The organism is Salinicoccus sp. RF5 (assembly GCF_020786625.1).
In the GTDB taxonomy this organism is placed as follows: Bacteria; Bacillota; Bacilli; order Staphylococcales; family Salinicoccaceae; genus Salinicoccus.
The window spans coordinates 133074-147279 of sequence record NZ_JAJGRC010000001.1; the positions used below are offsets into that span (position 1 = coordinate 133074).

General features: G+C 50.2%; 15 protein-coding genes. 11 read left to right on the top strand and 4 right to left on the bottom strand.

From position 1 onward, the window contains the following. Positions 1–37: 37 nt before the first annotated feature. The 3 genes from LLU09_RS00835 to LLU09_RS00845 are packed head-to-tail and all read left to right on the top strand — an operon-like array spanning position 38 to position 3120. Positions 38–1156: a cysteine desulfurase family protein gene (locus LLU09_RS00835; RefSeq protein ID WP_228311098.1), complete on the top strand. Its 1119-nt coding sequence runs from the start codon at positions 38–40 to the stop codon at positions 1154–1156. Beyond that, positions 1153–2352 (top strand): tRNA uracil 4-sulfurtransferase ThiI, encoded by a 1200-nt coding sequence (gene thiI / locus LLU09_RS00840; protein ID WP_228310072.1) that lies wholly within the window; start codon positions 1153–1155, stop codon positions 2350–2352. Before LLU09_RS00835 ends, thiI begins: the two co-directional genes overlap by 4 nt. A 3-nt stretch (positions 2353–2355) precedes the next feature. Next, positions 2356–3120, top strand: a complete 765-nt coding sequence (locus LLU09_RS00845) for a TSUP family transporter (protein WP_228310073.1) — start codon at positions 2356–2358, stop codon at positions 3118–3120. 25 nt (positions 3121–3145) lie between these two features. Here LLU09_RS00845 and LLU09_RS00850 read toward each other — a convergent pair whose 3' ends face one another. Further along, complete coding sequence (locus tag LLU09_RS00850) at positions 3146–3946, bottom strand: NAD kinase (protein WP_228310074.1); 801 nt, start codon at positions 3944–3946, stop codon at positions 3146–3148. Positions 3947–4029: 83 nt separating this feature from the next. Between LLU09_RS00850 and sppA the strand changes: the two genes are divergently transcribed. The 5 genes from sppA to LLU09_RS00875 all read left to right on the top strand — a co-directional run bounded on the left by sppA (position 4030) and on the right by LLU09_RS00875 (position 8275). After that, complete coding sequence (sppA, locus tag LLU09_RS00855) at positions 4030–5028, top strand: signal peptide peptidase SppA (RefSeq protein ID WP_228310075.1); 999 nt, start codon at positions 4030–4032, stop codon at positions 5026–5028. 12 nt (positions 5029–5040) lie between these two features. Continuing rightward, on the top strand, positions 5041–5580 hold the full coding sequence (locus LLU09_RS00860; RefSeq protein WP_228310076.1) for an RDD family protein: 540 nt from the start codon (positions 5041–5043) through the stop codon (positions 5578–5580). 23 nt (positions 5581–5603) lie between these two features. Then, positions 5604–6101, top strand: a complete 498-nt coding sequence (gene tpx, locus LLU09_RS00865) for a thiol peroxidase (protein WP_094905414.1) — start codon at positions 5604–5606, stop codon at positions 6099–6101. A 69-nt stretch (positions 6102–6170) separates the two neighbouring features. Next, a complete protein-coding gene (locus LLU09_RS00870) occupies positions 6171–7067 on the top strand; it encodes a class I SAM-dependent methyltransferase (RefSeq protein ID WP_094905415.1) in 897 nt (298 codons plus the stop codon). 17 nt (positions 7068–7084) lie between these two features. Continuing rightward, positions 7085–8275, top strand: coding sequence for an acetate kinase (locus tag LLU09_RS00875; protein WP_228310077.1), 1191 nt, complete (start codon positions 7085–7087; stop codon positions 8273–8275). Positions 8276–8446: 171 nt separating this feature from the next. On the opposite strand, the gene LLU09_RS00880 is transcribed toward LLU09_RS00875, so the two are convergent. Further along, the gene (locus tag LLU09_RS00880; RefSeq protein WP_228310078.1) at positions 8447–8944 is read right to left on the bottom strand and encodes a universal stress protein; all 498 of its coding nucleotides are present in this window, start codon (positions 8942–8944) and stop codon (positions 8447–8449) included. 157 nt (positions 8945–9101) lie between these two features. Here LLU09_RS00880 and ald point away from each other — a divergent pair, with 157 nt between their 5' ends. Next, a complete protein-coding gene (gene ald / locus LLU09_RS00885) occupies positions 9102–10214 on the top strand; it encodes an alanine dehydrogenase (protein ID WP_228310079.1) in 1113 nt (370 codons plus the stop codon). Between the two features lie 68 nt (positions 10215–10282). Here ald and LLU09_RS00890 read toward each other — a convergent pair whose 3' ends face one another. Together LLU09_RS00890 and LLU09_RS00895 are read right to left on the bottom strand one after the other, a co-directional pair. Then, entirely contained in the window at positions 10283–11413 is a 1131-nt protein-coding gene (locus LLU09_RS00890) for an alcohol dehydrogenase catalytic domain-containing protein (protein WP_228310080.1), read from the bottom strand. 62 nt (positions 11414–11475) lie between these two features. Further along, the gene (locus LLU09_RS00895) at positions 11476–12054 is read right to left on the bottom strand and encodes a hypothetical protein (RefSeq protein WP_228310081.1); all 579 of its coding nucleotides are present in this window, start codon (positions 12052–12054) and stop codon (positions 11476–11478) included. 99 nt (positions 12055–12153) lie between these two features. Between LLU09_RS00895 and LLU09_RS00900 the strand changes: the two genes are divergently transcribed. Next, positions 12154–12840: a metal-dependent hydrolase gene (locus tag LLU09_RS00900; protein ID WP_228310082.1), complete on the top strand. Its 687-nt coding sequence runs from the start codon at positions 12154–12156 to the stop codon at positions 12838–12840. Positions 12841–12916: 76 nt separating this feature from the next. Beyond that, a complete protein-coding gene (locus LLU09_RS00905; RefSeq protein WP_228310083.1) occupies positions 12917–14182 on the top strand; it encodes a DRTGG domain-containing protein in 1266 nt (421 codons plus the stop codon). Positions 14183–14206: the final 24 nt, after the last annotated feature.

Genomic DNA, 14206 nt, shown 5'->3' on the forward strand with positions numbered 1-14206 from the left:
GTCCCTTTTGTGTGAGGAGTGATATAATTTGATATACATGGATAACGCAGCAACAACACGTGCATACGACAACGTGCTGGAGACATATATGAACGTCAATAAGACGTATTATGCCAATACGTCAAGCATTCACCAGGCAGGGCGGGAAGCATCAAAGCTGTTGGAAGCCTCAAGGCGGCAGATCCTCGACCTGATGGGTCTCGGAGGATATGACTGCATATTCACTTCAGGTGCGACGGAAAGCAATAATATCGCCATCCAGAGTGTGCTCCGCCATAAAAAAACCTTCGGCAGGAAGGTGCTCATCAGTGAACTTGAACATCCAAGTGTCATCAATGTGATGGAAGCGATGAAAGACGAGGGTTTCATCGTCCAGTATATCCGCACCATGCCTGACGGCACAGTCGATATGGCGCATCTTCGGGAGCTGCTCGATGATGATGTCATCTTCGTCACTGTGATGGCGGTCAACAATATCGTCGGCACCATCCAGCCGATTGCAGAGATGGGCAGGATGCTGAAGGCATACCCGAAGGTGCACTTCCATGTCGATGCCACACAGGCTGTCGGCAAAATCAGGATGGATTACAGCGGGGTGGACTCCCTCAGCATAAGTGCCCATAAATTCCATGGAGTAAAAGGCATCGGGGCGCTCATTGCTCGCGAAGCGGAGACGCTGTCTGCCATTGCCTATGGGGGCGGTCATGAAAGGAACATCAGGAGCGGTACCGTCAATCTGCCCGGCGCCGTCTCGATGGCGCGGGCGCTGAGGATCAGCGATGAAACGCTGGAAGCGGCGGAGAAGCGGGTATATGCCTATAACAAGAAGGTGAGGGAGGCGGTGTCGGGGCTGCATGCGGTACAGGTGCAGCCCGGTGGCGTGCCACACATCATGAACATCTCATTCACTGGTGCCAAAGGTGAAGTGGTAGTCAATGCGCTCGGCACTCATGATATATTCGTCTCGACGACCAGTGCATGTGCATCAAAGCTGAAAAAGTTGAATGAGACCCTGCTGGCGATGGGGAGTTCTCAACCTGTGATAGAGGGCAGTATAAGAATCTCCTTCAGCAGCCAGACTGAAGAGGCGGAAGTGGAAAGACTGATCACCGCACTGCATGCGGTGCATACTGAAATAGGAGATGTTTTGAAATGATTTATGACCATATTCTGGTGAGGTACGGTGAAATTACGCTGAAGACAAGAAATAGGAAGATGTTCATCAACGCACTGCGGCAAAATATGAAACGTGCACTGACGGGCTTCAACATTGAACTCATTGCACACTGGGACCGGGCCTACATCAGGTTGAACAGGGAGGACCCTCATAAAGTGATGGATGCCTTGGAGAATGTGAACGGGATACTGAGTGTCTCACCTGTAGCGAAGCTCGAGAAGTCCGAAGAAACGATGAAGGAGACGGCCGTTCATTTTGCGGAAGGCTTCAATAAGGGGGACTCCTTCAAGATTGAAGTGAAGCGGGCAGATAAAAGCTATCATCTGAAGACTTTCGACATCCAGTATATGCTCGGTGGATACGTGCTGGAAAATGTGCTGGACCTGAAAGTGGATGTGAAGCATCCCGATCATCAGATCATGGTCGAGGTGAGACTTGATGGTATCTATATGTATCATGAAGTGAGGCAGTGCATCGGTGGTCTGCCGATCGGCACGGGCGGCCGGGCGCTGCTGATGCTCTCAGGGGGCATCGATTCACCGGTTGCCGGGCTGGAAGTGATGAAGAAGGGTGTTGAGATAGAAGCGATCCATTTCCATTCGCCTCCTTATACGAGTCCCCAGGCGACCGAAAAGGTCAAGCAGCTGGTCGACATCATGTCGAAGCGGACCGGGGCGGAAATAAAGCTCCATATCGTGCCCTTCACGGAACTCCAGACGAAGATTTATGACTGGATTCCGGACAACATGTCCATGACGACGACGCGCCGGATCATGCTTATCATTGCAGAACGGCTGGCAGAACGCATTGATGCAAAGGCAATCGTCAATGGCGAAAACCTCGGACAGGTCGCTTCCCAGACGCTCTCCAGCATGCACGCGATCAACGCGGTCACAAATTTTCCCGTGCTTCGTCCACTGTTGACGCTGGAGAAGAATGAAATCGTTGAAATGGCACGCAGATATGGCACCTACGAAACATCTGTGCTCCCGTATGAAGACTGCTGCACCATCTTCAAGCCAAAATCACCGAAGACAAGGCCTGAGGTGGAGAAAGTCGAGAAGTTCGAATCCAAGGTGGATTTCGCGCCGATGATCGAAAAGGCACTCGAGGGTATTGAATGCTATTCTGTGAACGATACAGAAGAAAAAGATGCATTCAGTTCATTGCTGTAGAAGATGCCGGATATTGAACTTTCCGCTTTGCTGCTGGTCATTGCGCTTGGTTTCCTGGCAGCATTCATTGATGCCGTGGTCGGCGGAGGCGGACTGATTTCCATTCCTGCACTGCTGGCTACAGGCATGACACCCGCCACAGCGCTCGGCACGAATAAGCTTGCTTCCGCCTTCGGTTCGCTGACAAGTTCATTGAAATTCCTGAGGGCGCGGCATGTGGATTTCAGGATGGTGATGAAGCTCTTCCCGTTGAGCTTCATCCTTTCCGTATGCGGAGCCCTCGTGGCAGTGCGGATGCCAGGCGAGGTGCTGAAGCCGCTCGTTCTGGTCATGCTGATATTCGTGCTCATCTATACGCTGGTGAAGAAGGATTGGGGCGGTATCGAAAAGAAGGCGGTGTTCACGCGGGAAAAGATCGTCTTCCTGGTGGTCTTCGTCATGCTCATCGGCTTCTATGATGGATTCATGGGCGGCGGCACGGGATCGTTCCTGATGTTTCTGATGCTTTTTTGCGGTTTTGACTTCCTGAGGTCTGCCGGGAATGCCAAAGTGTTGAATTTCGCCAGCAACATCGGTGCGCTGCTGCTGTTCATCATCATGGGGGAAGTGAACTATACGTATGGACTCGCCATGGGGGCAAGCATGATTCTTGGCTCATACACCGGCGCCCACATGGCCATCTCCAAAGGCGTCGGCTATGTGAAGGCGTTGTTCATCATCGTCACGTCCATACTCATCCTCGCAAACCTGTATGATTTTTTCCGATAGACACAAAGAAACTTCCTCTGATCCATCAGAGGAAGTTTCTTTGTGTCTTGTGCCAGAACGTGTTGTTCTTCAATTTCAGCGTCTTGATGAGCTTATCACTCATCCTCAGCTCCACTTTTTCCGTATTGCGTACGCTCAGGGCTTCATTGTCCAGCGACATGACCGGATAGTAGTCGGTATTCTTGTCGATCAGCAGTGTCAGCGGCCGGTCCTTGTTCAGCAGGAAGCTTGTGCCCAGAGTCCGGTGCGTATTGTTGTTGACGCTCGCCAGTTCGGTAACCTGCATGGCATGGATCAGCGGGTCGACCACTGCGCCCCCGATCGACTTGTTGTAGCCGGTGGAGCCTGTCGGGGTGGAGACCAGGATGCCGTCGCCGTTGAACTGTTCGAACAGGAAATCATTGATGTACACATCCATCTTAATGGTCCTGACGATGCTCGAGCGGAGGGTGAATTCGTTCAGGCAATAGCTCGGCTTATTGTCATTCACCTTCACTTCAAGGGCAGGATAGTTCCTGACATCGATGTCATCCCTTTCAAAAGCCTCTTCAAGGCTCTTTATATCCTGATAGTGGAAGTCCACGTAGAAGTATCTGGCGCTATCGATTGCGATGCCAAGGTAGACGCAATCATCCCTGAAATTGCTGCGCCTCACTGCCTGCAGGAAGGCGCCGTCCCCGCCGAGGGAGGCGATTATATCAGCTTCCGCATCGGATTCGACGGTACTTATGCCAAGACGGTTGAAAAGCTCTGAAAGCTCTTTCCTGATTTCTTCAGTTTCTTCCCCATGAGGGGCGTAGAAGTAGACGCTCTTATAATTGATCACTCAGTTCACTCCCGTTTCCTGTTAAGAATAAGTATATGGTATCATAAAAGCAGTATACAGTATAATCAGAAAGGGATGTTAATGTGAAAAGGATAATAGCGGTAGTTATTGCATTGGCCCTGCTTGTCTTCGGTGTCATGGCATCGATTTTCAATGCCCTGTGGGCGAGCAATTGGGAAGACGTGTTCGAGGACTATGCAGGCAGTGAATACCCACCTTCCTTTGTGGTGGAGGCGGGCGATGCAAACAGCAGGATCGCCATCCTCAACATAGAGGGGACGATCATGGATTCAGGATCGTCGAACATGTTCGGCACCGAAGCGTATGATCATACATTGACGGTGGAAGCCTTGAAGGAGATCATCAATGACGACAGCATCAAAGGGGTGCTCCTCAATGTCGATTCTCCGGGCGGGGGCGTATATGAAAGCGCCGAGATACATAAGTATCTGGTGGAAGCCAAAGAAGCCGGCAAGACCATCTACAGTTCGATGGCGGGCATGGCGGCTTCAGGCGGCTATTACGTATCCGCTCCGGCTGATGAGATCTATGCTTCCGACGAGACGCTTACCGGATCGATCGGCGTCATCATGCAGAGCATCAACTACAGCCAGCTTGCAGAAGACTACGGCATCGAATTCGAAACATATGCAAGCGGCGATATGAAGGAAATGCTCGGCGGACATAAGGATCCATCCCAGGAAGAGGAACAGTATGTCCAGGGCATGGTCGACAGCATGTATAAGGACTTTGTCAGTGTCGTTGCCGAAGGCAGGGACATGAGTGAGGGGGAAGTCGAGAACCTTGCTGACGGCAGGATCTATCTCGGAGAGGACGCGATGGAGAATGGCCTCGTCGACCAGATGGGCTATCTTGAAGACGCATTGGCAAGCCTCAAGGAGAATGTCGGCGGCAACCCTGAGGTAATCGAATATGGACGCGGTGGAAACAACCAGATCTCCTTCAGCTATAAGGCGAAGTCATTCATCAACGGCCTTTTCGGAGACACGGAGATTGCACAGATAGAGTCACTACTCAAGAACAGACAGGGCGTCCAACCGATGTACCTGTATGAACAGTAAGGAGGGGTCTGTTTGGAACACAATGAAAGATATGGACCGGAACACGATACACTGTTCGATAAGCTGGACTATATGGCCACTGCGCATTTCTTCACGAGACTCGTCAGCTATATCATAGACATCATCATATTATGGTCAGTGTCACAGATTCTCGTCTACCCGATGCTGAATGTATTTGAAATCAGCGATGCATATTTCTGGATACCATTCTTCAGTATTGGTAACATCATGACAGCAGTCATATACTTCTCCTATTTTGTGTTGATGACGCACTTCTTCCAGCAGACGCTCGGCAAGATGATCACCGGCATCAGCGTCATCTCCCAGGACGGCAGAAAATTGACATTTGCCCAAGTGGTCTATCGTGAACTGGTTGGACGGTTCATCAACAACCAGCTCTTCTATCTGCCATACCTGATGATCATCTTCACAGAGAACAGGATAGGGCTGCATGATTTCTTTGCTGACACATATGTGGTCAAGAACAGCTACGAGAACTACAAGAAAATGATTAAATCCCGCTATTTAAGGGAATCATATGATGGACAGTAATTATACCAGGAGGATGATTGAACATGGCAAACGTAACATTTAAAGGAAACCCGATGACTTTGAGGGGCGAAGAATTGAAAGTTGGAGACCAGGCACCGGACTTCACAGCACTCAATACAAGCCTGGAGCAGGTCAGCCTCAGCGATTTTGAGGGTAAGAGGAAACTCATCAGCGTCATTCCTTCAATCGATACAGGCGTCTGCAGTACACAGACCAAGACCTTCAACGAAAGGGCAGCAGGAGTCGAAAATGTCGAGGTGCTGACAATCTCCAATGACCTGCCGTTTGCACAGAAGAGATGGACTGCCGATGAAGGACTTGAAAATGCAGTTACACTGAGTGACCACAGGGACCTTTCCTTCGGTGAAAACTACGGCGTCGTGATGGAGGAGTTGAGACTGCTCGCACGCAGCGTGTTCATCCTGGATGAGGACAACAAGGTTGTATATGTCGAATACGTACCGGAAGGCACAGATCATCCGGATTACGACAAAGCGATTGAAGCATTGGAAGCAATGTAATATAATAATAAAAAGATTCTGGACTGCCGCTTATTGGCAGTCCATATTTTATGGCAATGAGGAGATTTTATGGAACAGACAAATATGGAAAAAACGTATCAGAAACTCGTACAGGAGACAGACCAGCTGATAGAGGAGAACCCTGATGCCTCAAGACTCGAAGCGCTCGGGGAAGCACTTTTGTATGTAGAGGGTGAGGGCTCATTTGACGAACGGAGGAAAGCATTCCAGTTCGCCTACCTCCAGCAGGTACAGAAGGAGCAGGTCCAGCCCAACCACCAGCTCACCCCCGATTCCATCGGTTATATGGTCGCCCATCTCGTCCAGCTCTTCCATGGAAGCTCCGTGGAGGTCCTGGATGCAGGAAGCGGTACGGGACATCTGTCCATGACGGTGAAGGAACAGGTGGAGGAGGCGCAATTGAATGGGATTGAAGTGGATCCTGTATTGGCCCGGCTGAATGCCAACCTGTGCGAATTCCTGGAGGTTCCGATGAACATCTACCCGCAGGACATCATCGAGCCGGCACGTATAAACCAGGTTGATGCAGCCATCGGGGATCTGCCCGTCGGCTATTATCCACTGGAAGTGGAGGGATTCACCACCGCGTTCAAAAAAGGCAGGAGCTTCGCCCATCTTCTGATGCTGGAGAGCGCCATGACCTACGTCAAGGATGACGGCCTCGGTGTATTCGTCGTACCATCGGACATGCTCGAGAAGGACAATGAGACGATCAAGCAGTACCTGTCGGAAAGCGCGACACTGCTCATGTTCCTGAACCTGCCGAAGAGCATCTTCAAGACCGAGAATCAGCGGAAATCCATCATCGTGATGAAGAAGAACTTCTCGCCGCTCAAGAATAACGAAGTCCTCATCGGGGATGTTCCGGATTTCAAGAATACGTCACAGATGAAACGCTTCTTGGAACAGACGGAATCGTGGTATGATAGCTATGCCAGGAATTAAAATATCGGGAGGAAGTTATGTCTAAGATTATTGCTATAAATGCAGGCAGTTCATCTTTTAAATTCCAATTGTTTGAAATGCCCGAAGAGAAAGAGATCGCAAAAGGACTCGTGGAACGGATAGGGCTTGAAAACGGCATCTTCTCCATCACCATCGATGGGGAAAAGCATAAACTGGAGCAGGATTTCAAAGACCATGAAGAAGCTGTGAACCTTATGCTGAAGAAGCTTGTGGAATACAAGGTCATCAAGGATATCAATGATATCGAAGCGAGCGGCCACAGGGTCGTCCATGGGGGCGAGACCTTCGATGATTCGGCTCTGATCGATGATGAAGTCGTACGTCATATCCAGGAACTCAGTGAGCTTGCACCATTGCACAACCCGGCAAACCTGATGGGCATCAACGCCTTCAGGGAACTGCTTCCTGATGTTCCGCATGTGGCAGTCTTCGATACTTCATTCCATCAGACCATGCCAGAAAGCTCGTATCTGTACAGTCTGCCGTACCATTACTATAAGGATTACGGCATCAGAAAATACGGCTTCCACGGAACGAGCCATAAATATGTGACGCAGCGTGCCAGTGAGCTCCTTGGAAGACCCCTTGAAGAGCTCAGGATGATCAGTTGCCATCTCGGTAATGGAGCAAGTATCGCTGCGGTCAAAGGCGGGAAATCCGTCGATACTTCCATGGGCTTTACACCACTTGCGGGTGTGACAATGGGAACGCGCTCCGGCAACATCGATCCGGCGCTCATTCCCTACATTATGGAGAAGACCGGAAAATCTGCAGTGGAAGTACTCAATGTACTCAACAAGGAATCCGGCCTCCTCGGAGTGAGCGGTTTCTCCAGCGACCTGCGTGATATTGAAAGCGAAGCGCAGAAGGGCAATGAAAGAGCCATTCTGGCACTTGAAGTCTTCGGTGAGAGGATCCACAAGTACATGGGTTCATACGCCACCCGTATGGGCGGACTCGATGCCATCATCTTTACAGCCGGTGTCGGGGAAAATTCGAATATCGTCCGCGAAAAGGTCATCGAAGGCCTCGAATTCATGGGCGTCTATTTCGACCCTTCAATGAATAATGTGCGGGGAGAGGAAAAGTTCATCAACCATCCGTATTCGCCGGTCAAGATCATCATCATTCCTACAGACGAGGAAGTCATGATCGCCAGGGATGTCATGAGGATTGCAGGACTGTAAAGGATTTTGTAATTGCTCAGATAAAAACCATCTTTCTTCATAATTTGTGATGAAAGATGATTTTACTTTGTATAATAAATACCTACGCCATTGAAAATTTGGAATAGGTCAATACCTGCAAACTTAATACCCCCTGGATGCTCAGCATCCAGGGGGCTTTTTCAATCATGATCATTTGTTTTCGTTCATGAACTCCTCTGTAGCAACAACTGGCTCGAAATCATCAGGCAATGTTTCTGTTCTGACAACCAGCACATCACAAGGTGCATGGCGTACAATGGCTTCCGACACGGAGCCGATGATGAAGCGCTCAACTGCGTTGAGGCCTGTAGCACCACAGGCGATCAGGTCCGCGCCCGTCTTCTTGACAGCTTTCTTGGGGATGATGGATTTCGGGGAGCCGTAATCAATGATCTTATCGACTTCTTCAACACCTCTGTCGAGGGCAAGTGCCTCATAGCCATCAAGCAGCTTTTGGGCAAAATCGTTGGCACGCTGTGAAATCGTGCGATCATAGGCTTCGACTGAGGCGAAGGAGCGCGTATCGATGACGTTGATGATGGAAAGCTTGGAGTTGTTACGCTTGGCGATGTCGATTGCTTTTTGGAACGCCCACTCAGCTTCCCGGGATCCGTCTACTGCGATTAGAATGTTATCATACTTAAGCATTTTAAATACCCCTTTCGTTGCTGTATCGCTTTCATATATATTATACCACAATTTGAGAAAATTATAACTTTTTACAAAAGAAGTTCATGACTATTTTGTTAACTCTGTGATACAATTGTCACGTTGCTAAGTATACAATTGAAAGGGGTTTCAAAAAATGAAGATTGGTGTGCCTAAGGAAATCAAGAACAACGAGAGCAGGGTCGGTCTTACACCGGGCGGGGTGCATGCTTTTGTTGAAGCAGGCCATACTGTTGTAGTGGAGAAGAATGCAGGGGGAGGGTCCTATTTTGAAGATGTGGACTATACCGATGCTGGAGCTGAGATTGTAGATACTGCAGAGGAGGCATGGGATGCGGAAATGGTCGTAAAGGTCAAGGAGCCGCTGCCTGAGGAATTCGGATATTTCAAAGAGGGAATGATCCTGTTTACATATCTTCACCTGGCTCCTGAAAAGGAACTGACGCAGGCCCTCCTTGAGAAGAAGGTTACGGCAATCGCCTATGAAACAATCCAGCTGCCGGACGGTTCGCTGCCACTGCTGTCACCTATGAGTGAAGTGGCAGGGCGCATGGCGACACAGATCGGTGCAGAATATCTGCAGAAGATCAAAGGCGGCAAAGGGGTCCTGTTGAGCGGTGTGCCGGGCGTATCCCGCGGCAAGGTGACGGTCATCGGAGGCGGCATGGCTGGAACGAATGCTGCCAAGATGGCTGTCGGGCTGGGGGCGGATGTGACGATCCTGGACCTTAACCCGAAGCGCTTGAGGGAACTGGATGACCTGTTCGGTTCAAGCGTTCAGACACTCATGTCTTCGCCATTGAACATCGCCCAGTCGGTCAAGGAAAGTGACCTCGTCATTGGGGCTGTACTCATTCCTGGAGCACGCGCACCACGTCTCGTCACTGAAGAAATGATCAGCTCCATGAATGCCGGATCGGTAATCGTGGATATCGCCATCGACCAGGGTGGCATCTTCGAGACGACTGATAAAGTGACGACGCATGATGATCCGATCTACTTCAAGCACGATGTCGTACACTATGCTGTGGCGAACATGCCGGGCGCAGTACCGCGTACGTCCACGATTGCTTTGACGAATGCGACCATGGCCTACGGTCTGCAGATTGCGAACAAGGGCTACAGGGAAGCGGCAAAGTCGAACCCATCACTGCTCGGAGGCTTCAATACACTTGGCGGTCATGTGACCTACAAGGCTGTGGCGGAAGCACAGAACCTCGAATACAAAGATGTGAATGACCTTCTGTAAAATAGAGTCATTCAACGGAGAAAGCCCTGCAGAGCAAGTGCTCTGCAGGGCTTTCTTCATTCTCCATCCTATGGCTTCATGACTACTTTTATGCAGTCATCTTCGTGGCCATCGAAAATCTTATACATCTTTTCAGCTTTTTTTAGGGGTACTTTATGGGTGATGATATCAGTCGGATCGATTTTACCATCTTCCACCATCCTGTACAGTTCAGGCATGAAGTGTATGACTGGGGCCTGTCCTGCTTTTACTGTAATGTTCCTGGTGAAGATCTTCGGCAGTGGGAAGCCTGCAGCAGGCGCACCATAGATGCCGGTCAATTGGATGGTTCCAAATTTCTTGACCGAGTCTGCAGCAGTGATGATCGGGTCGATTGTGCCGATCTGTCCGCCGAGCGTCTTGATGCGGTCCTTCGCTGTAATTTCTCCATCCATGCCGACGCAGTCGATGACGACTTCGGCACCGCCCCTTGTGGATTCATGGAGATATTTGCCGATATCATCGTATTCCTTGTAGTTGAAAGTTTCGACATTGTTTGTACGTTTGGCATGGTTCAGCCTGACAGGGTCATGGTCGACTGCAATGACACGCTTCGCACCTTTCATCCAGGCGAATTTCTGTGTCATCAGGCCGACTGGACCGGAACCGAGGACGATCACGGTATCCCCATTTTTGAAGCCGCTGTTTACGACGCTCCAGTAGGCTGTAGGCATCACATCAGAGAGGAACAGAAGACTTTCGTCTTCAAGTTCGCTTTCTTCCGGTACGACGAACGAAGTGAAGTCGGCATAAGGTACCCTTAAGTATTCAGCCTGTCCGCCCGGGTAGTTTCCGAACTGTTCAGAGAATCCGAAGTAGGCACCGGTGTCATTGTGGGGATTTGATACATCGCATTGGCTTTCCATCTGATTCTGGCAGAAATGGCATTCGCCGCAGCTGACGTTGAATGGGATGACTACGCGGTCTCCCTTTTTGATCTTCTGGACACCAGGACCGACTTCCTCCACAATTCCCATAGGTTCATGTCCGATGATGTAGTCATTTGATATTGGCATGGTTTTTCTGTAAAGATGCAGGTCCGATCCGCATATCGCTGTCGAGGTAACGCGTATGATCATGTCTGTTCCTTCTTGGATTTCAGGCGCTTTCATCTTCTTGACTTTGACTTTGTTCTTTCCCTGTACAGTTACAGCTTGCACAATTGACACATCCTTTACATGAGTGTTGCAAACTTTATTCCCCAATAGGGGGATCGTAAACATCACCCAGCAATACAGATGACCTCGAAGGGGATGTTGCGCGTCAAGGCCTTCTTCTGATCTTCGTCTTTGACGACCGGGATGAGGACGATACGCTTTTTCGCATGGATCTTAAGTTTTGCAAGAGGCTGGAGTGCATTGAAGTCATTCGGATCGATATCCCTCACATCATACATCACGCCGGACACGTCGTATGAGACGAGTTCATCGAGCAGGCGGCTCTGAAGGAAGGGTGGCACCCTGCTGAAGCTCGGGCCGGCGATGAAATGTCGGCTGCCGATGAGTTTTGAGAGTTCACTGACGAACTGGCGGTTGATGTGATGATGACGGTCTTCAAAGATCTGATCCGTTATGAAGCCGTCTGCATCATCCAGCATGCGCACGGTCTCCACGATGATGTTGTGGTGGAGGAATGGATCTTTTTCTTCCCAATGGTTCAGGGAAATGAAGTGTTCACTTCCTGGATAGAGCGCCTTTTTCATACCCGGCAGGACCAGGTTTGGGATGCTGAAATCCGGTTTTGCCAATATTTCCGATGTATAATCTTTTGAAAGTTCATGATTCAGATGGATCGTTTTCATATATTTCACCTCAAAAAAATTGTATCATAATAATGAATGAACCGAAGTACTTCGGGTAAAGTAATAACATGCAACAATCATTAAGGAAGGAAGGATTTCATGAAATTAAGCTATCACGGCCATTCAATCATCCAACTCGAAAATAATGATACAAAAGTCATCGTGGATCCGTTCATCAACGGCAATGAATTGACGGATCTCGAGGCAGGGGATGTCAAGGCGGACTATATCCTGCTGACACACGGACATAACGACCATGTGGGGGATACCGTCGAGATTGCGAAAAACAATGATGCGACGGTCGTCGCCCCTGTCGAGCTTGCCGGCTATCTGGAAGGCCAGGGCCTTGAGACGATCGGAATGAATATCGGCGGCAGGAAGTCGTTCGAGTTCGGCTCCATAAAATTCGTGCATGCATTCCACAGTTCCAGCTTCACGGATGATGATGGTAAGGTACATTATACTGGAATGCCGACCGGCATCATCATCGAAGCAGGGGAGAAGAAAATCTATCATGCCGGCGACACAGGCATCTTCGGCGACATGAAGCTCATCTCCGACCTCAACGGCCCGTTTGATGTGGCGTTCGTGCCGATCGGCGATCACTTCACGATGGGGATCGAGGATGCGGCCTACGCAACAGACGAACTGATCCGTCCAAAAATTGCGGTACCGGTGCACTACGATACTTTCCCACCGATCAAGCAGGATGCTGAAGCATTCAAAAACAGTGCCAAAACTGAGGTTCAAGTATTGAAACCGGGAGAGACGGTGGATTTCCAATAGAAATTCCGAATATAATGGGAGAGGGACACCAGAAATGGTGTTCCTCATTTTTATAATTTGAATGCCGGGTGATCATATGTCAAAGCACGATGAAATCATTGAATATATATACAGCCTTCCGGAAGGGGCCAAAATTTCGGTCAGGCAGATATCCGCCCATCTCGGCGTATCGGATGGGACAAGCTACAGGGCGATAAAGGATGCGGAAACGGAAGGGCTGGTCAAAACGATAGAAAGGGTCGGTACAATCAGGGTTGCACCGAAGGAGCAGTACATAGAAGGCAACCTGAGCTTCGAGCAGGTGAACAGGGTGATAGAGGGTAAAGTGCTGGCCGGGGCGGAAGGCCTGGACCGGGAAATCAGCAAGTTCATCATCGGTGCCATGCGTACGGATGCGCTCGAGACCTATCTGGAGGAGGGGGCCCTGCTGATCGTGGGCAACCGGGAGGATGCCCAGTGGCGTGCACTTGAGAACCACTCCGGGATACTCATCACCGGCGGTTTCGGCGCGGATGCCGCTATACTGGAGAAGGCCGATGCGCTGGCGCTGCCGGTCATATCGACCACAGCAGATACATTCTCGGTCGCATCGATCATCCAGAGGGAGCTCTACAGCATGCTCATGATGACGAATGTCATCACTGCAGGCGACCTTGTCATCAGACAGGATGAGTATGTCCGCGATATCAAGCGGGATGCCGGGAAAGAGTATTTCCCGGCGGATGCTGTTACAGTGCTTACTGAAGATGGCAAGTACATGGGTGTGATCAAGTCCTCGGAACTGCCGAAGATGGATGGAAGGGGGCCGGGTGCACTTGCTTCCGACATCGTCGCCAGCCCGTCCAGTACACTGCAGCGTCTCAGGCAGCTGATGAGCTGGCACCAGCTCAACATCGTGCCGGTAGTCGAGGAGGACGGGACGCTTGCAGGCATCGTGCACCGCCGTGATGTGTTCAAGCAGAGGGAGTCCAGCAAACTTGGCAGCGGCCTCTCATCGGACACACTGATGGACCGTGAGATAAGGATCGATGAGAATAAAGTCCATATCAAAGTGATGCCCTTCATGACCGATGAACATGGCAGCATTGCCCAGTCCGAATTCATGCGCCTCATCGAACGGCTTGCCGAAGTGGTACTCAACAATAACGGGATCTACAGCTATCATATCGACACGCTCAATGTGATGAACATCAAACTCGTCCAGATGCACCAGGAACTCGTCATCGAGGGCCATATACTGGATCTCGGGGACCAGTTCCTGAGACTCGAGATAGAGGCGCTCTCAAATGGGGAGACATACTCGAAGGCGATGCTGCTCATCCAATACTACAAAGAAAAATAGACAAGTGGAATCCACTTGTCTATC

What these genes read in the sequence shown, in the direction of transcription:
- LLU09_RS00870 (WP_094905415.1), top strand. Translation starts at nt 6,171, where the DNA reads ATGGAACAGACAAATATGGAAAAAACGTATCAGAAACTCGTACAGGAG.
- LLU09_RS00895 (WP_228310081.1), bottom strand. Translation starts at nt 12,054, where the DNA reads ATGAAAACGATCCATCTGAATCATGAACTTTCAAAAGATTATACATCG.
- tpx (WP_094905414.1), top strand. Translation starts at nt 5,604, where the DNA reads ATGGCAAACGTAACATTTAAAGGAAACCCGATGACTTTGAGGGGCGAA.
- LLU09_RS00900 (WP_228310082.1), top strand. Translation starts at nt 12,154, where the DNA reads ATGAAATTAAGCTATCACGGCCATTCAATCATCCAACTCGAAAATAAT.
- LLU09_RS00880 (WP_228310078.1), bottom strand. Translation starts at nt 8,944, where the DNA reads ATGCTTAAGTATGATAACATTCTAATCGCAGTAGACGGATCCCGGGAA.
- LLU09_RS00875 (WP_228310077.1), top strand. Translation starts at nt 7,085, where the DNA reads ATGTCTAAGATTATTGCTATAAATGCAGGCAGTTCATCTTTTAAATTC.
- LLU09_RS00905 (WP_228310083.1), top strand. Translation starts at nt 12,917, where the DNA reads ATGTCAAAGCACGATGAAATCATTGAATATATATACAGCCTTCCGGAA.
- thiI (WP_228310072.1), top strand. Translation starts at nt 1,153, where the DNA reads ATGATTTATGACCATATTCTGGTGAGGTACGGTGAAATTACGCTGAAG.
- LLU09_RS00835 (WP_228311098.1), top strand. Translation starts at nt 38, where the DNA reads ATGGATAACGCAGCAACAACACGTGCATACGACAACGTGCTGGAGACA.
- LLU09_RS00845 (WP_228310073.1), top strand. Translation starts at nt 2,356, where the DNA reads ATGCCGGATATTGAACTTTCCGCTTTGCTGCTGGTCATTGCGCTTGGT.
- ald (WP_228310079.1), top strand. Translation starts at nt 9,102, where the DNA reads ATGAAGATTGGTGTGCCTAAGGAAATCAAGAACAACGAGAGCAGGGTC.